The organism is Aeromonas sp. s13 (genome assembly GCF_040907905.1).
Classification (GTDB): domain Bacteria; phylum Pseudomonadota; class Gammaproteobacteria; order Enterobacterales; family Aeromonadaceae; genus Aeromonas; species Aeromonas veronii.
On record NZ_JBFOCS010000003.1, the window covers coordinates 15,307 to 35,891 of the forward strand.

At 57.7% G+C, this 20,585-nt stretch carries 19 protein-coding genes; 11 read left to right on the top strand and 8 right to left on the bottom strand.

Annotated features, from left to right (window positions below):
* Nucleotides 1–864 (top strand): pyridoxal kinase PdxY, encoded by an 864-nt coding sequence (gene pdxY, locus AB5Y82_RS00230; protein ID WP_368173506.1) that lies wholly within the window; start codon nucleotides 1–3, stop codon nucleotides 862–864.
* Between the two features lie 106 nt (nucleotides 865–970).
* Here the strand turns inward: pdxY and AB5Y82_RS00235 are convergent, their stop codons facing one another.
* From AB5Y82_RS00235 to AB5Y82_RS00250, 4 genes are all read right to left on the bottom strand, one after another.
* Nucleotides 971–2,089, bottom strand: coding sequence for a glycerol dehydrogenase (locus AB5Y82_RS00235; protein WP_263717322.1), 1,119 nt, complete (start codon nucleotides 2,087–2,089; stop codon nucleotides 971–973).
* 297 nt (nucleotides 2,090–2,386) lie between these two features.
* On the bottom strand, nucleotides 2,387–2,893 hold the full coding sequence (locus AB5Y82_RS00240) for an N-acetyltransferase family protein (protein ID WP_368173507.1): 507 nt from the start codon (nucleotides 2,891–2,893) through the stop codon (nucleotides 2,387–2,389).
* 91 nt (nucleotides 2,894–2,984) lie between these two features.
* Nucleotides 2,985–3,377, bottom strand: a complete 393-nt coding sequence (locus tag AB5Y82_RS00245; RefSeq protein WP_368173508.1) for an NUDIX domain-containing protein — start codon at nucleotides 3,375–3,377, stop codon at nucleotides 2,985–2,987.
* Nucleotides 3,374–3,952, bottom strand: coding sequence for a class IV adenylate cyclase (locus AB5Y82_RS00250; RefSeq protein WP_368173509.1), 579 nt, complete (start codon nucleotides 3,950–3,952; stop codon nucleotides 3,374–3,376). The genes AB5Y82_RS00245 and AB5Y82_RS00250 overlap by 4 nt, the downstream gene beginning before the upstream one ends.
* 299 nt (nucleotides 3,953–4,251) lie before the next feature.
* Here AB5Y82_RS00250 and AB5Y82_RS00255 point away from each other — a divergent pair, with 299 nt between their 5' ends.
* Both AB5Y82_RS00255 and AB5Y82_RS00260 read left to right on the top strand, forming a co-directional pair.
* Nucleotides 4,252–5,097 carry a DUF5718 family protein gene (locus tag AB5Y82_RS00255; RefSeq protein WP_103251154.1) on the top strand — a complete coding sequence of 282 codons (846 nt, stop codon included), beginning with the start codon at nucleotides 4,252–4,254 and terminating at the stop codon, nucleotides 5,095–5,097.
* Between the two features lie 57 nt (nucleotides 5,098–5,154).
* The gene (locus AB5Y82_RS00260; RefSeq protein WP_368173510.1) at nucleotides 5,155–5,595 is read left to right on the top strand and encodes an acetyltransferase; all 441 of its coding nucleotides are present in this window, start codon (nucleotides 5,155–5,157) and stop codon (nucleotides 5,593–5,595) included.
* Nucleotides 5,596–5,673: 78 nt separating this feature from the next.
* Here the strand turns inward: AB5Y82_RS00260 and AB5Y82_RS00265 are convergent, their stop codons facing one another.
* Nucleotides 5,674–5,994 carry a DUF4377 domain-containing protein gene (locus AB5Y82_RS00265; RefSeq protein WP_019446103.1) on the bottom strand — a complete coding sequence of 107 codons (321 nt, stop codon included), beginning with the start codon at nucleotides 5,992–5,994 and terminating at the stop codon, nucleotides 5,674–5,676.
* Nucleotides 5,995–6,086: 92 nt separating this feature from the next.
* Entirely contained in the window at nucleotides 6,087–7,373 is a 1,287-nt protein-coding gene (locus tag AB5Y82_RS00270; protein ID WP_005333572.1) for a citrate synthase, read from the bottom strand.
* A 442-nt stretch (nucleotides 7,374–7,815) separates the two neighbouring features.
* Between AB5Y82_RS00270 and sdhC the strand changes: the two genes are divergently transcribed.
* The 8 genes from sdhC to sucD all read left to right on the top strand — a co-directional run bounded on the left by sdhC (nucleotide 7,816) and on the right by sucD (nucleotide 17,392).
* A complete protein-coding gene (gene sdhC / locus AB5Y82_RS00275; protein WP_021231296.1) occupies nucleotides 7,816–8,193 on the top strand; it encodes a succinate dehydrogenase cytochrome b556 subunit in 378 nt (125 codons plus the stop codon).
* Nucleotides 8,187–8,531, top strand: coding sequence for a succinate dehydrogenase, hydrophobic membrane anchor protein (gene sdhD / locus AB5Y82_RS00280; protein ID WP_005333558.1), 345 nt, complete (start codon nucleotides 8,187–8,189; stop codon nucleotides 8,529–8,531). The genes sdhC and sdhD overlap by 7 nt, the downstream gene beginning before the upstream one ends.
* Nucleotide 8,532: 1 nt before the next feature.
* On the top strand, nucleotides 8,533–10,299 hold the full coding sequence (gene sdhA, locus AB5Y82_RS00285) for a succinate dehydrogenase flavoprotein subunit (protein WP_139471773.1): 1,767 nt from the start codon (nucleotides 8,533–8,535) through the stop codon (nucleotides 10,297–10,299).
* Between the two features lie 16 nt (nucleotides 10,300–10,315).
* Nucleotides 10,316–11,032, top strand: a complete 717-nt coding sequence (locus tag AB5Y82_RS00290; RefSeq protein ID WP_005333549.1) for a succinate dehydrogenase iron-sulfur subunit — start codon at nucleotides 10,316–10,318, stop codon at nucleotides 11,030–11,032.
* A gap of 115 nt (nucleotides 11,033–11,147) precedes the next feature.
* Complete coding sequence (sucA, locus tag AB5Y82_RS00295; RefSeq protein ID WP_368173511.1) at nucleotides 11,148–13,958, top strand: 2-oxoglutarate dehydrogenase E1 component; 2,811 nt, start codon at nucleotides 11,148–11,150, stop codon at nucleotides 13,956–13,958.
* Between the two features lie 33 nt (nucleotides 13,959–13,991).
* Nucleotides 13,992–15,182: a 2-oxoglutarate dehydrogenase complex dihydrolipoyllysine-residue succinyltransferase gene (gene odhB / locus AB5Y82_RS00300; RefSeq protein ID WP_236294121.1), complete on the top strand. Its 1,191-nt coding sequence runs from the start codon at nucleotides 13,992–13,994 to the stop codon at nucleotides 15,180–15,182.
* A 171-nt stretch (nucleotides 15,183–15,353) separates the two neighbouring features.
* Nucleotides 15,354–16,520: an ADP-forming succinate--CoA ligase subunit beta gene (gene sucC, locus AB5Y82_RS00305; protein ID WP_005333544.1), complete on the top strand. Its 1,167-nt coding sequence runs from the start codon at nucleotides 15,354–15,356 to the stop codon at nucleotides 16,518–16,520.
* Nucleotides 16,520–17,392: a succinate--CoA ligase subunit alpha gene (gene sucD / locus AB5Y82_RS00310; RefSeq protein ID WP_005333542.1), complete on the top strand. Its 873-nt coding sequence runs from the start codon at nucleotides 16,520–16,522 to the stop codon at nucleotides 17,390–17,392. The genes sucC and sucD overlap by 1 nt, the downstream gene beginning before the upstream one ends.
* A 104-nt stretch (nucleotides 17,393–17,496) precedes the next feature.
* Here sucD and AB5Y82_RS00315 read toward each other — a convergent pair whose 3' ends face one another.
* Together AB5Y82_RS00315 and AB5Y82_RS00320 are read right to left on the bottom strand one after the other, a co-directional pair.
* A complete protein-coding gene (locus AB5Y82_RS00315) occupies nucleotides 17,497–18,561 on the bottom strand; it encodes a hypothetical protein (RefSeq protein WP_368173512.1) in 1,065 nt (354 codons plus the stop codon).
* Between the two features lie 610 nt (nucleotides 18,562–19,171).
* The gene (locus AB5Y82_RS00320; protein ID WP_368173513.1) at nucleotides 19,172–20,578 is read right to left on the bottom strand and encodes an FAD-dependent oxidoreductase; all 1,407 of its coding nucleotides are present in this window, start codon (nucleotides 20,576–20,578) and stop codon (nucleotides 19,172–19,174) included.
* Between the last annotated feature and the right edge of the window lie 7 nt (nucleotides 20,579–20,585).

Below are 20,585 nucleotides of genomic sequence, written 5' to 3' on the forward strand. Positions count from 1 at the left end.
ATGAAATCCGTTCTCTCTATTCAGTCCCACGTGGTCTTTGGTTGTGCCGGCAACAGCGCGGCCGTCTTTCCCATGCGTCGCCTCGGCATGGATGTATGGCCCATCAACACGGTGCAGTTTTCCAACCACACCCAATATGTCCAGGGGTGGCAGGGAATGGCGATGCCGGCGGGCCATATCAGTGCACTGGTGAACGGATTGGGCAATATCGAGGTGCTCGGTGGCTGTGACGCCGTGCTGAGTGGTTACCTTGGCTCCGCCGAGCAGGGGGACGAGATCCTGACCGTGGTCAACGCCGTCAAGGCGGCCAACCCCGATGCCATCTACTTCTGCGACCCCGTGATGGGTCATCCGGAGAAAGGGTGTATCGTTGCTCCCGGCGTTACCCGTTTCCTGACCGAGCAGGCGTTGCCGGTGGCCGACATGATGGCCCCCAACCTGCTGGAGCTGGAGACCCTCTGTGATACCCATCTGGCAGATCTGGATCAGACCCGCGCGGCTGCCCATCAGCTGCTGGCCCGCGGCGTCAAGCTGGTGCTGGTCAAGCATCTCGGTCGTGCGGCGCAGGACTCCAGCCGCTTCGAGATGCTGCTGGCCACCCCGCAAGGGGATTACCTGATTGCCCGTCCGCTTTATGACTTTGCCCGCCAGCCGGTGGGGGTTGGCGATCTTATCAGCGCCCTGATGCTGGCGAATTTGCTGGCCGGTCACGATGCGGTCAGCGCGTTCGAGCGCACCAACGCCTCGGTGGATGCGGTGCTGCAGGAGACATGGCGCCAGCAGGCTTACGAGCTGCAACTCATCGCCGCGCAAGATGCCTTCGCCCTGCCAGAGGTTGCGGTGCGAGCGGTGAAACTGCCCTGAGTCAGCGCGGACGTTCGTCTATCCCGACAAGGGATGGGATGCAAATGAAAAAGGCTTGCCAATGGGCAAGCCTTTTTACTGTTTGCCTGTTTAGTGCGGCAAGCAATCAGGCGCGGGGATGGCGGAGGCGATAACGCTCAGCCATGGCATTGGCCGCTACCATGGCGGCGTAGACATCCTGTTCACTCACTGTCATCGGCATGTTGCCCATGGTATCGAGGGGATCGCAGGCCAACTGCGCCACCTTGCGCCACTCGCTTTCATCAAAGTGGGTGAGCCCCAACTCTTGCAGCGTCATGGGCAGACCTGCACAGTCGATGATGCGAAACACCTCATCAAGTTCGTGTTGCGGGGCGCGCTCAAGCACGAGTTGGGTCAGCAGGCCGAAGACTACTTTCTCGCCATGCTGGGCACGATGGAGCTCCGAGATCAGTGACATGCCATTGTTGATTGCATGAGCGGCGGCCAGTCCACCGGCTTCTGCGCCGACCCCGCTAAGGTAGATGGTGGCCTCGATAACCTGCTCCAGCGCCGGAGTCGAGACATGGTGGCGTATCGCATCCATGGCCAGCTCGATGTTTTCACCAAGCAGCTCGTAACAGAGCTTTGCCAGACCAAGGCCAGTGCGTGAAGGACGCTTGCCGACCAGATTGAGCCCGTCCGCCCGATAGCAGGCGCGCGCCTCGAAATAGGTGGCCAGGGCATCGCCGACGCCTGCGGAAAAGAAGCGGGGAGGGGCGGCGGCAATGATGGCCGTGTCAGCCAGCACCACGTCCGGATTTTGCGGCAGGAACAGATAGCGTTCAAATTCACCCGCCTGGTTGTAGATCACCGCCAGCGCCGTACAGGGGGCATCCGTAGAGGCAATCGTCGGGAACAGCACAACCGGACGGCGCAGATAGAAGGCCACGGCCTTGGCGACATCCAGCGTCTTGCCGCCGCCGATCCCGACAATCACGTTCGCACCATATTGCTCTGCAAGGTGGGTCAGGCGGTGGATCTCCTGTTCGGTGCATTCGTAGCGAAACTTGTCGACCACTCCCCTGAGACCTGCCTGCAGGAGCCCCGCCAAAGCTTCTTCCCGTACCCGCTCCAGAATGAACTCATCGCTGATGAGCAACGCATAGTCACCAAAATCTTTAACGTGCTCATGGAGTTGCGGGAGAAGGTGTTGACCGATGATGAACTTTTTGGGGGAGGTAACTGTACGGGGCAAAGTGGGCATCCATTATTCCTCAAGGCAGTGAATAACATAAAATTGATTATCAAATGGGTCTCTTACGATACGCCTGATGAGGCAATAGATGAAGAAGAAAAGGGGGGCGTTTTAATCATTAATTAGTCTTTCTATTTGTTTGGCTGTATTTTGGGGCGGCGATTGGCGGTGTTGAGGCATACAGGAGCACTGGCCGTATCGTGGCAATCCGTCGCAAGCCATATTGCTGCAACAAACAGTCAAGCTGGAAACAAGCAGGGCCGCTTGGTGCGGCCCTGCTGTATTTGGATAAGGGATAGGGGATGGTCAGAGCGGTTTGTAGAAGATGACGGTCGCAGCAAGAGAGCCATCGGCGTTGCGTGCAAAGCTCGGGATCTGGCCCGCCTCCAGATAGCCGAGTTGACGATAGAGGTGGGAGGCCACATCACCGGTGCGAGTATCCAGCACCAGCAGCGAACGGCCCGCGGCATGGGCGCCTTGTTCCAAGGCCTGCATCAGCGCACGACCGACACCTTTACCTCTCGCCGTTTGCAGTACCATCAGTTTTTCCACTTCGGCCCGGTGGCGACCGTTGGCCTTGCCACAGAGCGCGAGCTGAACCGCTCCCACAATCTGTTGTTGCTCAAGGGCAAGCCACAGCTTTCGGTGACCTGCTGCCAGATCCGCTTCAACTCCTTGCCAGTAGCGGGTAGATTCCTCCATGGTCAGCGGCGGTAAAAAACCGACCGAGGCGCCGCTATCGACACAATCTTGCAGCAGGGTGATGAGCGCACTTTGGTAGGTCGCTGCGCTTTTAACTTCCACAATGTCCATCTGGCATCCTTGTCGTTGCGCTGTTATGTGGCTGATTGCCACCGTTGGTTCATATGAGGTGGATATGTATGCTCGCCGCGAGTACGACTTGTCAGCGGATCAACCCTTGCTCAACCAGCCAGACAAACAGCAGGCGGGAGACGGGGGAGAGCTCATCGAGGTGAGAGCTGTCGAGCCAGCGCAGCTCGGCAATTTCTGCCGAGGCGATCGGGGTGCCGCTCGCTTCGCCGGTGTAACAGCGCAGTCGCACCTCGACTCCTGCCGGTTTGCCATCGGCCTGAGCGCTGAACTCGCAGACAAAGCGCAGGGTATCGGGTTGCAGGGTGACAGCCAGCTCCTCTTCAATCTCGCGGATCAGCGCCGCCTCGTCGCTCTCGCCCGGTTCCCGCTTGCCGCCTGGGATGTAATAGATGTCCTTGCCGTGGGAGCGGGCGCAGAGCAGCTGCTGATCTTTAAAGGTGAGCCAGGCGAGTTTGTCGATCATTGAGTTGCATCCTCTGGTTGTGTGGTGTGTATTGCCTGCATGTGCAGGGTGCGGTAGGAGCGAGGCTCCTGCGCATCGGGAGAAAGTCCCAACTGATCTGCCAGCGCGAGCAGTTGCTGGCGAAACGCCGGGAGGCGTTCCTCGTCATCGGTCATGATGGCGAGCTCTGCAAAATCCCCGATCTCGGCCAGATGATCCAGGGTGACGTGAAACGGGCCAATGAAGTAGATGCTGCGCCTTTTGGTGATCTCGAGTATCTGCCGGTAGTTCATGGTCAAGAGCATGCTGACGGCCTTGTCCGCATTATTGATAGTGACCGCCTCGCAGCGATCCTTCTCGGGCCCCTTGACGATCCAGAGCTGGATGCCGGAGGGCTGCATGGTGCGGATAGCCAGACTTTTGCCAGCCTGGGCAAGGGCATCATCCGGGGTGTCGAAGTAGCGATCCTGCTCCAGATTATCCTCCAGCATGATCTCCGGATTGAGGGCAAGCAGTGCCTTGAGGAAGGCGGGGCGATCCGTCAGCTGATATTTGAACTCGACTTCGAAGCGGCCCTGAAAGTGCGCCTGTGACATCAAGAAGATCCCTCTGTGAGCCTGTGTGGCAGGCAGCCTAACAAAGATGAAGTTGAGTCCCAAGGAGAAAGAGGGGATAGGCCGGAAACGCACTGTTTCCAGCGCGGTGACTGCGTAGCTGAATGAGGGCGCAATCGCTGGTTCGCCACAGCCTTCTCGTCCCTAAAAAAGTGGACTGGCGCACACCACGACAGGACCGGACTGGGCGAAGGCGGGGCCCTTGTGGTTTAATCTTGCCACTTTAGCGGTAGTGGGCGACGGGCCTGCTACCTTGCGTGGGCAAGATGCAGGTGAGCAAGATGCAGATAGCAGCAGAGAGCAAATTTATCGGACTCGGGGTCGCGGGCAATTTCGCCGGTCATCTGGAGCAGGCGGGTGAAGCGTCGGATTTCGTAGCGGTAGTCGTGCGCGATACCACGGCGCCCAAGGCGCTCTTTCCCTTCTTTGTGCCGGGCCATCCGGGTCAGCTCGGGGTATTCCCGTTGAGCGACAAGGCGATCTTCCTGCCGGAAGCGGCGGTCAGCGGTGACGAGAAGGTGCAGATCGAGCCGGAAGTAGCCCTCTGGTGCGAGCTGGAGTATGCCGACAAGCAGGTGGTGGCGATCCATCCCCGTGCCTTTGGTGCCTATAACGACTGCTCCATCCGTCGTCCCAACGCCAAGAAGATCAGCGAGAAGAAGAACTGGGGCGAAGAAAGCAAGGGGCTGGCGGACAAGCTGCTGCCGCTTTCCGGTTTTGCCGCCGGTTGCGAGCTCGATGACTATCGTATCGCCTGCTATCTGGAGCGGGACGGTGAGCTGCACGCCTACGGGGTAGACAGCGCCGCCATCGACTACAGCTACTTCCACGGCAAGCTGCTCGACTGGGCCATCGACAAGTTCAATCATCAGCAGGATGAAGGGCCGGCGGAGCACATTCAGGGGCTGCTGGCGCAGGCGGGACATCCTCCCCATGCGCTCATCAGTATCGGTGCCACTCGCTATACCCCGTTTGGCGAGACCCACTTCCTCAAACCGGGCGACACCTCCTGCGTGGTGGTCTACCCGGGCAGCCGTTATAGCGAAGCGGATATTCGCGAAGCAATCCGCAGCCGCAACTTTGGCGCTGATATGTCGGTGCTGCTGCAAGCGGTGCAGGCGCGCTAATCACCGTTGCCAGCGGGAAGGTGTCTCTTCCCGCTGGTTATCATATCGAGTCATTTCATGACGATTGTTCCGGTATCCCGGGCCGATTATCCGGCCCTGATCGATCTGTGGGAGGCCTCTGTGCGGGCGACCCACCACTTCCTGCCCGAGGCCGAGATCCTCGCGCTTAAACCGCTTATTCTGGAGCACTACTTCGATGCGGTGACACTGCACAGTGCCCGCACAAAAGAGGGGCAGATTACGGGTTTTAGCGGAGTGTACGAGGGCAAGCTGGAGATGCTGTTTGTGGCTCCCGGGGCGCGCGGTAGTGGCGTGGGGCGTTTGCTGGTGGCCCATGCCATCACGCAGGGCGGCGCGACGCAGGTTGACGTCAACGAGCAGAACGAACAGGCGGTGGGCTTCTATCTGAAGATGGGATTCACCGTGACGGGTCGTTCGCCGCTGGATGGTCAGGGCAAGCCCTATCCGTTGCTGCATATGGCGTTGGCGCCGATCTGATCGTGCCTGATGAGGCGCAGTACCCATAAACCAACGGGGGATGGCATCAGCCATCCCCTGTTTTTTTGATCGTGTTTGTTACTTGCTGGCGACCTTGTTCACTACCTTGATCAGCTGATAGCGCACGGAGGGGGCATCGGCCGGCACATCGGTGAGCTGCTCCTTGCTGACAGTGAGCTGGTAGCGATAGCCAGGCTCGAACTGGAAACCTTCAATATTCTGGTAGAACAGCGTCCAGGGCTGCTGCTCATCACTGCGAACCTGCATGCACTGCATTGGGCCAACCCCGACGCAATCGACCAACTGGCTGTTGATATAGAGGGTCTCCCCCTGTGACGAGGCGGGGGCGCTCTGGCAGGCGGTCAGCAGCAAGGCTGCGCTGATAAACAGTGGTTTCATAATGGACTCCTTAACGCGAAAGGGGGCATTAGAGCGGCAAACAAAAAGGCGGTCAATGACCGCCTTTGTAACAAACCATATCAGCGCAGTGGTTAGCGCTGCTCGAGTGGAGTGAACTCGCGCAGCGGGTGGCCCACGTAGAGCTGGCGTGGGCGACCAATCTTGCTGTCCGGGTCTGAGTGGAACTCGTTCCAGTGCGCAATCCAGCCGATAGTGCGGGAGATGGCGAAGATCACGGTGAACATGCTCATCGGGATGCCGATCGCCTTCATGATGATGCCGGAGTAGAAGTCCACGTTCGGGTAGAGTTTCTTCTCGACGAAGTAGGGGTCGGAGAGCGCAATACGCTCCAGCTCCATGGCCACGTCCAGCAGCGGATCCTTGATCTGCAGTTCAGTGAGTACTTCGTGGCAGGTTTCGCGCATCACAGTGGCACGAGGGTCGTGGTTCTTGTAGACACGGTGACCGAAGCCCATCAGACGGAACGGATCATTCTTGTCCTTGGCCTTGGCGATGTACTCGGGGATGCGATCCACCGAGCCGATCTCTTCCAGCATGCGCAGGCAGGCTTCGTTGGCACCACCGTGGGCCGGTCCCCACAGGGAGGCGATCCCCGCGGCGATACAGGCGAACGGGTTGGCACCGGAGGAGCCAGCCAGACGAACGGTGGAGGTGGAGGCGTTCTGCTCGTGATCCGCATGGAGGGTAAAGATACGATCCATGGCGCGTTCAACGATGGGGTTGACCTTGTACTCTTCGGTCGGCACACCAAACATCATGTGCAGGAAGTTACCGGCATAGGAGAGGGCGTTACGCGGCTGCATGAACGGCTGGCCGATGGAGTACTTGTAACACATGGCGGCCAGAGTCGGCATCTTGGAGAGCAGACGGAAGGCACAGATCTCGCGATGCTGCTCGTTATTGATGTCGAGGGCATCGTGATAGAAGGCGGAGAGGGCGCTGACCACACCGCACATGATGGCCATGGGGTGGGAGTCACGACGGAAGCCGCGGAAGAAGAAGGCGATCTGCTCGTGCACCATGGTGTGGCGGGTGACCAGGCGTTCGAATTCGGCATATTGCGCCTTGGTCGGCGCTTCGCCGTACAGCAGGATATAGCAGACTTCCAGATAGGTGGCCTGGGTGGCCAACTGGGCGATGGGGTAACCACGGTGCAGCAAGACACCCTGATCCCCGTCAATGTAGGTAATGGCAGATTTGCAAGAACCGGTGGCCATAAAACCGGGGTCAAAGGTGAAATACCCCTGTGATCCCAATTTTCTGACATCGATGACATCCGGGCCAATGGTGCCGGAGAGGATCGGCAGTTCGACCGGATCTTTTCCGGGCAGGTGTAGGGTGGCTATCTTATCAGCCATAGCACGTCTCCTTTGCTCTTTATAATTTGGTTCCAGTCCTACTCTATTACGACTTTTATGACGCTGGCAAAGGTTGTTACCCATACCGAAGTGGCTGGAGCGCCTTATTTGAAACAGAGTTCCTTATCAATGTCAATTTTGCTGGAACCCCATTAATGGCATTAATGAAATGTTAAATTAAATATGCGATCGAGTTTGCGGTTTTGTGTTTTCTTTGTAGCTAATTGATTGTCTTCGGTTAAGGCCGCCGATATACTGCGCCACGTGGGTCATGGCTGCGGGTGTTTGAAACGCTTTGGCAAAGCCTGATGTGAAACCGAAAACTCGCGTTTTGGCTTTTTCAGAGTGTTTTGGTAACAAAAAACCAACAATCACCATTCCGTGCCCTCAAGTGTGAGTTAAAACAATAACTAACGTGCTCAATGGAGCTGAGTGGGCAAGCGTGAAAAACAAACAGAGACCGGTCAACCTCGACCTACAGACGATCAGCTTTCCTGTCACTGCCATTGCATCCATCCTGCACCGTGTTTCAGGGGTCATTACCTTTGTTGCACTGGGCATCTTGCTGTGGATGCTTGGTACTTCACTCGCCTCTCCCGAAGGGTTTGCAACCGTGGTTGCCATCATGGACAACTTCCTGGTCAAACTCGTGCTGTGGGGGATCCTGACTGCGCTGGCATACCACATTGTGGGCGGCTTGCGTCATCTGGTCATGGATATGGGCTATTGGGAAGAGCTGGAATCCGGCAATCAGAGCGCCCGCGTGGCCTTCGTGATCACCGCGATCCTGGCTGTATTGGCGGGAGTGCTTGTATGGTAACCAATTCTGCAACCTTCGGGCGCAGCGGCGTTCACGATTACATCCTGATCCGCGCCACCGCCCTCATCATGACCTGTTATGTCCTCTATCTGGTGGGCTTTGTCGCGTTCAACGACATCACCTACGAGGTGTGGGCAGGCTTCTTCGCCAAAACATTCACCAAGGTATTCACCCTGTTGACCCTGCTCTGCGTACTGATCCACGCCTGGATTGGTCTGTGGCAGGTGCTGACTGACTATATCAAGCCGGTAGGGCTGCGCGGGGCGCTGCAATTTGCCCTGGTCGTGGTGCTGTTTGTCTATCTGATGACGGGTTTCGTCGTGCTGTGGGGTGTGTAAGGTGACTATTCCAACTCGTGAATTTGATGCGGTGGTGATTGGTGCCGGTGGTGCCGGTATGCGCGCCGCGCTGCAGATTGCCCAGTCCGGCAAGAGCTGCGCTCTGTTGTCCAAGGTTTTTCCAACCCGTTCTCACACTGTCTCCGCCCAGGGCGGGATCACGGTTGCGCTGGGCAATGCCCACGATGACAACTGGCAGTGGCATATGTATGACACGGTAAAAGGTTCCGATTACATCGGTGATCAGGAAGCCATCGAGTACATGTGCAAAACCGGTCCCGAGGCTATCTATGAGCTGGAGAACATGGGGCTGCCCTTCTCCCGTTTCGATAACGGGTCTGTCTACCAGCGTCCGTTTGGTGGTCAGTCCAAGAATTTCGGTGGCGAGCAGGCTGCTCGTACCGCAGCGGCCGCCGACCGTACCGGCCACGCCCTGCTGCACACCCTTTACCAACAGAACGTCAAGAACAAGACCACCGTTTTCTCCGAGTGGTATGCGCTGGATCTGGTGAAAAACCAGGATGGCCATGTGGTGGGTTGTACCGCCATCGATATGGAGAGCGGTGAAGTGGTCTACTTCAAGGCCAAGGCCACCGTGCTGGCGACTGGCGGTGCCGGTCGTATCTACCAGTCCACCACCAACGCCCACATCAATACAGGTGACGGTGTCGGTATGGCGCTGCGTGCCGGTGTCGGCGTGCAGGACATGGAGATGTGGCAGTTCCACCCGACCGGCATCGCCGGGGCAGGGGTGCTGGTAACTGAAGGCTGCCGTGGTGAAGGTGGCTATCTGCTCAATAAAGATGGCGAGCGCTTCATGGAGCGTTACGCGCCGAACGCCAAGGACTTGGCCGGTCGCGACGTGGTGGCCCGCTCCATCATGATCGAGATCCGTGAAGGCCGTGGCTGCGATGGTCCCTGGGGCCCGCACATCAAGCTGAAGCTGGATCACCTCGGCAAAGAGGTGCTGGAATCCCGTCTGCCGGGCATCTGCGAGCTCTCTCGCACCTTCGCCCACGTGGACCCGGTCAAAGAGCCGATCCCGATCATCCCGACCTGCCACTACATGATGGGCGGCGTACCGACCAACGTGAATGGCCAGTGCCTGACCCAGGACAAGAACGGCAACGATGTGCCGGTGGTCGGTCTGTTTGCGGTGGGCGAAATTGCCTGTGTCTCCGTACACGGTGCCAACCGTCTGGGCGGCAACTCCCTGCTGGATCTGGTGGTGTTCGGCCGCGCGGCCGGCATGCATCTGGTCAACACCCTGGGCGAGATGGATCACGGCCGCGATGCTTCCGAGTCGGATCTCGATGCCGCACTGGCCCGCTTCAACCGCTGGGAAAATACCCGCAACGGCGAAGACCCGGTGCAGATCCGCAAAGACCTGCAGCGCTGCATGCAGAACAACTTCTCCGTATTCCGCGAAGGTGCGGCGATGGCAGAAGGGTTGGCCGAGCTCAAGGTTATCCGCGAGCGCCTCAAGTCAGCCCGTCTGGATGACACCTCCAAAGAGTTCAACACCCAGCGCATCGAGTGCCTGGAGCTGGACAACCTGATGGAGACGGCGTTTGCCACGGCGGTTGCCGCCAACTTCCGTACCGAGAGTCGCGGTGCTCACTGCCGCTTTGACTTCCCGGATCGCGACGACGAGAACTGGCTGTGCCACAGCCTCTATCATCCGGACACCGAGTCCATGACCCGTCGCGCTGTCAACATGTCACCCAAGACCCGTGAGGCGTTCCCGCCCAAGGTCCGGACTTACTGATTGCGGAGCCAGCCCTATGAACGTCACATTCTCTGTCTACAGATACAATCCGGATGTTGATAACGTCCCCCATATGAAGGAATATCGTCTTGATATTCCTGAAGGTTCCGACATGATGGTGCTCGACGCACTGATCCAGTTGAAAGAGCTGGATCCCACGCTCGCCTTCCGCCGCTCTTGCCGCGAAGGGGTCTGTGGATCAGACGGTCTCAACATGAATGGCAAGAACGGTCTTGCCTGTATCACCCCGCTCTCCGACCTGCTGAAGAAGGGCAATAACGTCGTTATCCGCCCCTTGCCCGGCCTGCCGGTGATCCGTGATCTGGTGATCGACATGACCCAGTTCTACACCCAGTGGGAGAAGGTCAAACCCTTCCTCATCAATGATGACAAGTTGCCGCCGGTGCGTGAGCACCTGCAATCCCCCGAAGAGCGCGCCAAGCTTGACGGCCTGTACGAGTGCATTCTCTGTGCCTGCTGCTCTACTTCGTGCCCCTCCTTCTGGTGGAATCCCGACAAGTTCATCGGTCCGGCCGGGCTGCTCGCCGCCTACCGCTGGCTGGCTGACAGCCGCGACACCGCGACCACCGAACGACTTGGGAATTTGGACGACGCATTCAGCGTGTTCCGCTGCCATGGCATCATGAACTGCGTGAACGTCTGTCCGAAAGGCTTGAACCCGACCAAGGCGATTGGCCAGATCAAGTCGATGTTGCTCAATCGGGCTGTTTAGTATCAGGGCCGGCCAGGTGCTGGCCCGACCTCTGGATAGCCATCCCACCCGTGGCAGGATGGCTATTTGACCCCTACAAGCTGCGCAGCAGTAACAAGAAGTACAAGGGATAGAAATGCATAACGGCGTGATGAAGGCCTGGTTGGAGTCATCTCACCTGGCTGGTGCGAATGCAAGCTATATCGAGGATTTGTACGAATCCTTCCTGGAAAATCCTGACTCCGTGTCCGACGAGTGGCGCAGCCTGTTTAGCGAGCTGCCCCAGGTCAATGGCCATGCGGTTGAACAACCCCACTCCCAGGTCCGCGATTATTTCCGTCGTCTGGCCAAGGATCCCTCTCGCTACAGTGTCCCCGTCTCCGATCCGCAAGTGGATGCCAAGCAGGTGCGGGTATTGCAGCTGATCAACGCCTTCCGTTTCCGTGGTCACCAGAATGCCAATCTGGACCCGCTGGGCCTGTGGCAGCGTGAAACCGTTGCCGAACTGGAGCCTGCGTTCCACAACCTGCAGGGCGCAGATATGGAGGCCACCTTCAATGTGGGCTCCTACGCCATCGGTCGTGAGACCATGGTGCTCTCCGACCTCTACGCCTCGCTGAAGAAGACCTATTGCGGCTCCATCGGCGCCGACTACATGCACCTCACCTCCACGGAAGAGAAGCGCTGGCTGCAACAGCGTCTCGAATCCATTGAGGGGAAGGGGAGCTACACCCTCGAAGAGAAGACCCGTTTCCTCGAGAGCCTGACTGCCGCCGAAGGGCTGGAGAAATATCTGGGCGCCAAGTTCCCGGGAGCCAAGCGCTTCTCGCTGGAAGGTGGCGACGCCATGATCCCCATGCTCAAGGAGCTGATCCGTCGCGCCGGTGAGCAGGGCTGCAAAGAGGCCGTTATCGGTATGGCCCACCGCGGTCGCCTCAACGTGCTGATCAACGTGCTGGGCAAGCGCGCTCAGGATCTGTTCGACGAGTTTGCCGGTAAGCATGGCGAATCCTGGGGCACCGGTGATGTGAAGTACCACATGGGCTTCTCCTCCGACTTCGCCACCCCGGGTGGCAACGTCCACCTTGCGCTGGCGTTCAACCCCTCTCACCTCGAGATCGTCAACCCTGTGGTCATCGGCTCGGTCCGTGCCCGGATGGATCGTCGCGGTGACAAGGATGGCTCCAGCGTGTTGCCCATCACCATTCACGGTGACTCGGCCATGGCCGGTCAGGGCGTGGTGGCCGAGACCTTCAACATGTCCCAGACCCGCGCCTATGGTGTAGGCGGGACGGTGCGCATCGTCATCAACAACCAGGTTGGTTTCACCACCTCCTATATCCGTGACCTGCGTTCCACCGAATATTGCACCGACATCGCCAAGGCGGTGCAGGCGCCGGTGCTGCACGTCAACGGGGATGATCCGGAAGCCGTGGTGCTGGTGACCCAGATTGCCTTGGATTACCGCAACACCTTCAAACGCGACGTGGTGATCGAACTGGTCTGCTACCGTCGTCACGGTCACAACGAAGCGGACGAGCCGAGCGCGACCCAGCCGCTGATGTACCAGAAGATCAAGCAGCACCCGACCCCGCGCAAGATCTACGCCGATCAGCTGGTGGCTGAGGGGAGCCTCGCCCAGGAGCGGGCGACCGAACTGGTCAACGAGTATCGCGAAGCGCTGGATCGCGGCGAGCGGGTGAGCAAGGAGTGGCGGCCGATGGAGCTGCACTCCGTCGACTGGACCCCTTATCTGGGCCACGACTGGAACATGGCCTATGAGAGTGCCGTGCCGATGGATCACCTCAAGAGCCTCGGCGAGCGGGTGAGCCAGTATCCGGCCACTCACGTGCTACAGCGTCAGGTCGAGAAGATTTACGAAGACCGCCGTCTGATGGCCGCTGGCGAGAAGCTGGTGGATTGGGGCTTTGCCGAGACCCTGGCCTACGCCACTCTGGTGGACAAGGGCTCCCGCATCCGCTTTACCGGTGAAGACTCCGGCCGTGGCACCTTCTTCCACCGCCACGCTGTGCTGCACAGCCAGACCGATGCCAGCACCTATACCCCGCTGTGCAACCTGCACGATGAGCAGGGTCCGTTCGAGGTGTATGACTCTGTGCTGACCGAGAACGCGGTACTGGCCTTTGAATATGGTTACGCCAGCGCCGAGCCGGCTGGCCTCACCATCTGGGAAGCCCAGTTCGGCGATTTCGCCAACTGTGCCCAGGTAGTGGTGGATCAGTTCCTCTCCTCCGGTGAGCAGAAGTGGGGCCGGATGTGCGGCCTGACCATGTTGCTGCCGCACGGTTACGAGGGGCAGGGCCCGGAGCACTCCTCCGCCCGTCTGGAGCGTTATCTGCAGATGTGCGCCCAGCACAACATGCAGGTGTGCGTGCCCTCTACCCCGGCGCAGGTGTTCCATATGCTGCGTCGTCAGGTGGTACGTCCGATGCGCCGTCCGCTCATCGTCATGACGCCCAAATCCCTGCTGCGCCATCCGCTGGCGGTGAGCAAGCTTGAAGAGCTGGCGGAAGGTACCTTCCAGAACGCCATCGGCGAGATCGATGCGCTGGATCCGAAAGCGGTCAAGCGCGTGGTCTTCTGCTCCGGCAAGGTCTACTACGACCTGCTCGATGCCCGTCGCAAGGCCGAGCAGCAAGATGTGGCATTGGTGCGAATTGAGCAGCTCTACCCCTTCCCGGAAGAGGAAGTGCGCGCCATTCTTGCCGATTACAGCCACGTCACCGACTTTGTCTGGTGCCAGGAAGAGCCGCAGAACCAGGGCGCCTGGTACTGCACCCGTCACAACTACGATGACGTGCTGCCGACCGGAGCCACCCTGCGTTATGCCGGTCGTCCGGCGTCCGCCTCACCGGCCGTTGGTTACATGTCCGTCCACGCCAAGCAGCAGAAAGCCTTGGTGGAAGATGCCCTTACTCTGGCCTAAGCCCTGAACAAGAAGTAACAAGGAACTGATTAGATGACTATCGAGATCAAGGTACCGGACCTGCCGGAATCAGTGGCGGATGCCACCATTGCCACCTGGCACAAGAAGCCGGGTGATATGGTTGCCCGTGACGAAGTGCTGGTCGACATCGAGACCGACAAGGTGGTGCTGGAAGTGCCGGCACCGCAAGCCGGTGTGCTGGGGGATATTCTGCAAGGGGAAGGGGCGACCGTGTTGTCCCGTCAACTGATTGCCATCCTCACCGCCGCCCCGGTGGCCGGTGAAGAGACCAAAGAGAAACCCGCTGAAGCGGTTGCCGATGATGGTGCCGATGGCTTGAGCCCCTCGGTGCGCCGCCTGATTGGCGAGCACGACATCGACGTGACCAAGCTGACTGGTACCGGCAAGGGCGGTCGCATCACCAAGGATGATGTGGAAGCCTTCATCAAGGCCAAGAGCCAGCCTGCGGCAGCCGCACCGGTCGCCGCTGCCGTTCCGGCAGCCAAGGTTGCCCCGCTGGGTGGTCGCACCGACAAGCGGGTACCGATGACCCGTCTGCGCAAGCGCATTGCCGAGCGTCTGCTGGAAGCGAAAAATACCACCGCCATGCTGACCACCTTCAACGAGGTCAACATGAAGCCCATCATGGATCTGCGCAAGCAGTACGGCGAGATCTTCGAGAAGAAGCACGGCATCAAGCTCGGCTTTATGTCCTTCTACGTGAAGGCGGTAGTGGAGTCCCTCAAGCGCTATCCGGAAGTGAACGCGGCGCTCGATGGCGATGACGTGGTTTACCACAACTACTTCGACGTCAGCATCGCCGTCTCTACCCCCCGTGGTCTGGTGACGCCGGTGCTGCGCGACTGCGACAACATGAGCCTGGCGGACATCGAGAAGGCCATCAAGGATCTGGCGGGCAAGGGCCGTGACGGCAAGCTGACGGTGGATGAACTGACTGGCGGCAACTTCACCATCACCAACGGTGGCGTGTTCGGCTCCCTGATGTCCACCCCGATCATCAACCCGCCCCAGAGCGCCATTCTGGGCATGCACAAGATCCAGGATCGCCCGATGGCCGTTGACGGCAAGGTCGAGATCCTGCCGATGATGTATCTGGCGCTCTCCTACGATCACCGTCTCATCGACGGACGCGAATCGGTAGGCTTCCTGGTCTCCGTCAAGGAGCTGCTGGAAGACCCGACCCGTCTGTTGCTGGACGTCTAAGCCTGTGGCACCCGGGCAAGGGGTTTGCGCCCCGAGCGGAGTGTGCCGCTGGACGTTTGAGTAATACCCGAGCGATTGAAAGATAACGAGGGGCCGCCCAGGCCCCCATTCACAGGGGATTGAGAAACACCAGCCCCGGACGGAAATACCTACAACACGGATAGAGCATCTATGAATCTGCATGAATATCAGGCAAAACAGCTGTTTGCCGAGTATGGCCTGCCGGTCTCCGAAGGTTATGCCTGTGCTACCCCACAAGAAGCGGCCGAAGCGGCCGACAAGATTGGCGGCAATACCTGGGTCGTCAAATGCCAGGTACACGCCGGTGGCCGCGGTAAAGCGGGCGGCGTGAAAGTGGCCAAGAGCAAGGATGAGATCCGTGCTTTTGCCCAGAACTGGCTTGGCAAAAATCTGGTGACCTACCAGACCGACGCCAACGGCCAGCCGGTCACCAAGATCCTGGTGGAATCTTGCACCGACATCGCCAAAGAGCTCTACTTGGGCGCCGTAGTTGACCGTGGCTCTCGCCGCGTGGTCTTCATGGCCTCGACCGAAGGTGGCGTGGATATCGAGAAGATCGCCCACGAAACCCCACATCTGATCCACAAGGCGGCTATCGATCCGTTGGTGGGTCCGCAGGCTTATCAGGCCCGCGAATTGGCCTTCAAACTGGGTCTGGTCGGCGATCAGATCAAACAGTTCACCAAGATCTTCATGGGTCTGGGCCAGATGTTCCTGGATTGCGATTTCGCGCTGCTGGAGATCAACCCGCTGGTGATCACCGCGCAGGGCAACCTGCACTGCCTGGATGGCAAGATCAATATCGACGCCAACGCACTGTATCGTCAGCCCAAGCTGCGCGAGATGCACGACCCGTCACAAGATGACCCCCGCGAAGCGCACGCTGCCCAGTGGGAGCTCAACTATGTGGCCCTCGATGGCAACATCGGCTGCATGGTCAACGGCGCTGGTCTGGCCATGGGCACCATGGACATCGTCAACCTGCACGGCGGCAAGCCGGCCAACTTCCTTGACGTCGGCGGCGGCGCCACCAAGGAGCGCGTAACCGAGGCGTTCAAGATCATCCTCTCCGACAACAACGTCAAAGCGGTGCTTGTCAACATCTTCGGCGGCATCGTGCGCTGCGACATGATCGCAGAAGGCATCATTGGTGCGGTCAAGGAAGTGGGGGTCAAGGTGCCCGTCGTGGTCCGTCTGGAAGGCAACAACGCCGAGCTGGGTGGTATCAAGCTGGCCGAGAGCGGCCTCAACATCATTGCGGCCAAGAGTCTGACCGATGCCGCGCAGCAAGTCGTCAAAGCAGCGGAGGCCAACTGATGAGCGTACTGATCAACAAGGACACCCGAGTCATCTGCCAGGGCTTTACCGGCGGTCAGGGTACTTTCCACTCCGAGCAGGCGCTCTCCTACGGCACCCAGCTGGTGGGCGGCGTCTCCCCGGGCAAGGGCGGTACCACCCATCTGGGCCTGCCGGTGTTCAACACCGTCCGTGACGCGGTCGAAGCGACCGGCGCCACCGCCTCCGTCATCTATGTGCCGGCGCCGTTCTGCAAGGATGCCATCCTGGAAGCGATCGACGCGGGCATCAAGCTGATTGTCACCATCACCGAAGGCATCCCAACGCTGGATATGCTGGACGTCAAAGTGAAGCTGCAAGAGACCGGCGTGCGGATGATCGGCCCCAACTGCCCGGGCGTGATCACTCCGGGTGAGTGCAAGATCGGCATCATGCCGGGCCACATTCACAAGCCGGGCAAGGTGGGCATCGTTTCCCGCTCCGGCACCCTGACCTACGAAGCGGTCAAGCAGACCACTGACGAGGGCTTTGGCCAGTCCACCTGCGTCGGTATCGGTGGCGACCCCATCCCGGGCTCCAACTTTATCGACATTCTGGAGATGTTCCAGAACGACCCGCAGACCGAAGCGATCGTGATGATCGGCGAGATCGGCGGCAACGCCGAGGAAGACGCGGCCGCCTATATCAAGGCCCACGTCACCAAGCCGGTGGTCTCCTATATCGCCGGTGTTACTGCCCCTCCCGGCAAGCGGATGGGCCACGCTGGCGCCATTATCTCCGGTGGCAAGGGTACTGCCGCCGAGAAGTTTGCCGCGCTGGAAGATGCTGGCGTGAAAACCGTCCGGTCGCTTGCCGATATCGGCAAAGCCCTGCGCGAAGTAACCGGCTGGTAATTCCTGTTAGCCCGTTATCTCTAATAAAAAACCGCCCAATGGGCGGTTTTTTAATTAAAGTGGTATTTTTTACACCAGCTTACGAGTGTATATTACCATTGAAGTTATTTTGTCAAAAACATGAAGCCATAGTTACCTATAATTCCAGCGGCAATACTTGCAACATATGAAAATATTATGATTATCATAGTGTTTTTACTTTTCTTATCTATAGAGTCTTTTAACTTAATTGCTTTGCTGGAAAGTAATACATGTGATTGTCGTGCGCTACGAGTGAAAGCTAAAAACAAGGCAGTGATTATCGGTGCGAAAAACAAGCAGGCCAGCCACCAAAGAGTCTTTGATCTTTTTGAAGCTTCAATCTGAGAGACAGCATCAAATATAGTGTCTAGTTTTTTATTTATGATCGAAATATCAATATTTTCAATTTTTATAAGAGATTGGTATTCTTGTTGTAGGGTATGTAGTGCATCATTTCCAGAATTTATTTCGTTATAGATGGGATAAAATGTCATTAGTCCGAATATAGCCAATGCCATAATTAGTCGGGATAATTCAACTATCGTATCTCTCAAACGGCGAGATTCTGTGACCTCTTTAATACAGGTGGAAATAATGTTTTCTATATCATCACCCCATGTCCGTTCTGTATGGTCAATCTGAATGTTAATAAGGGAATCTTTAGTGCTAAATAGGAAAAGATCCGTGTACCTCTCGACGAGTAGAGATTTCTCTGATGGTTTTTTATTGTAAATTAAGGCAGTAAACGAAATCTGTTGTTTTTCTGGGTGAGGCCGGTTAGGAAATTGAACAAGATATTCCCAGACAATCTTCACACAGTTTGAAATTTCTGGTTTTGTTTCATTATAAGCGCGAAATGAGTCAACTGTTGTGATAGTTCTTTTTACCCCATTGTCGAAGTAAACAACAGCAGTAAAATTTATTAAATGTGAGTTTGCTTGTTGTGAAATACGTTGATCTATCATCTCATGTAAATTTATAAGCCATGAATGATCTATTTCAAATATAACATCGTAAGTTCTTTCGAGAGATTGTTTTTGACCTAGCAGATCACTTATAAAGCCACCTAAGTCTCTTTTGCTGACAGGTATTGATAATACAGTGCTTGATTCATCGTCATAAGTATTGGAAGTAATGCTAGTATTCACGGCTATATATCCCTTGTTATCTTTAGAACGTTCTGTATGTTGTATGTTTTTAATTTTTTAAATATTACGCAGTCATTATTAGTTATCCCCGATTTTAGTGGGTGAGGATTAGCATAAATAAAGTTCGATGACCGAAGTAATGGTTTTCAACTGAGGCATGTTAACTGAGCTCTTGGGCGTATGAAACTCCTGAAAACAAAAAAATAAAAAACAAAATAAATTATTGATATAAGTCATTTTTGTTGATGAGTAGTACAGTTTTTATCTCGTATGTTGGGCTAAAAAGGGTAGGTTGGTGCTGAACGAAGTGAAGCCCAACGTTTACCGTGAAATATGTCTGTAAATCTGTTTTATGGTTCAGCCACATCCTTGTTTATCCCGTTCTGGTTGGCATAATCATGCTCGCCTGTTGGGCTTCGCTACGCTCTGCGCCAACCTACAAATCACGCTATCTCAACCCTGCCGCCGCTGGGGCCCATCAGCGGATCACGCTTGGCGATAATGCTCCCTCAGATTTCACCTGTAAAAATGCCGACCCTCGGGTCGGCAGTTTCAAGAAATAGGGTGTGGGGCGAAACAGTATGAGAAATGGTTACCCTCTATCGCCGGGCTATTTATCCGCCTTGCCCGCTGCATCGGCAAGTTTGGCCAGCTGTTTGTCATACCAGGCCACCGGGCGGTTATCATCTTCCGCCCGCTCCTTGCGTCGGATGGCGTTGCGCACCGCCATGGCCCCCAGCCAGCGAAACGGCTCGGGCGGGAAGTAGCCACGCGGGCCGCTGACCAGGGCGCATTCACGCCAGGGTTTATCCTCCTCCCGCACCTCATCTCTCACCAAAGCCGCCAGGATCTGGCCGCCGATCCAGCTTTGCGCCACTCCGTTGCCAGAGTAGCCGAGGCCATAGACGATATTGGGCTGCCCTCGCCAGTGGCCGAAGAAGGGGAGGCCATCTACCGAGCGGTCGGAGGCGCCGCACCAGCTGGCGGCGATGGGCACCTCTTTGAGCGCTGGAAAGAAGCGGCGCAGGGTGCGGGTAAGGGGGGCAAGATAACGGCTAGGGGCATCAAACTCGGCCAGATGGCGGTTGGCAAAGGCGAAGGTGTTGCCCCCCTTGCCCAGCATCAGCCGCCCTTGTGGAGTGGAGCGGTAGTAATGGACAAAGGTGCGGCCATCCACCACGCTGCGGCCGTGCGCAAGCTGCTGGGCAGCCAGTGCATCCGGCGCGGGGTCGGTTATCACCATATCGGAGGAGACCAGCACGATACTGCGGCGAAACTCGCGAAAGTGCTGCACCATGGCGCTGTTGATGGCCAGCACCACCTTGCGGGCACGCACCTCACCTTGCGGTGTTTTCACCCGTGTCGGCTGGCCCGCCTCAAGGCGCTGCATGGGGGAGTGTTCATAGACCTCGACCCCCAGTTCCCGCGCCACCCGCAGCAGGCCGCGCACCAGCAGTGCCGGTTGCACCGAACCCGCGTGGGGGCTGTAGAGCCCCTCCAGATGAACGTGGGAGCCGCTCTGGCTCGCCAGTTTATCCTCTTCAATCGCCTGCCACTGGTTAAGGTCTGCGCGTTTGAGTTCCTGCAATACCGGCTCCATCAGGCCGCGCTGGGCCTCGCTGGTGGCTGTGTAGCAGGTGCCCTCGACCCTCAGCTGTGCTTCTATGTTGTGCGTTTCGCAGAAGTGGGCGATCTCGTGTACCGCCTGCTCGGATCTTTGTACCAGCCAGGCGGCCTGCTCTTCGCCAAAGAGGCGCTTTAAGGTCAGGTATTTGGCCGACCAGGTGAGCAAACAGCCGCCGTTGCGCCCCGAGGCACCGCTGCCGCAGCGATCTTTTTCCAGCACCAGGATACGTAAGGCAGGTTCGGCCTGTTTAAGGGCGATGGCGCTCCACAGCCCGGTAAAGCCGCCACCGACGATGCAGACATCGACCTCGTGGTTGCCGACCAGGGGCGTGGGCGGCGCGGGTTGTTCGGCGGCGAGCGCCTCGGCCAGCCAGAAGGGGAGAGTGGACATGATGACT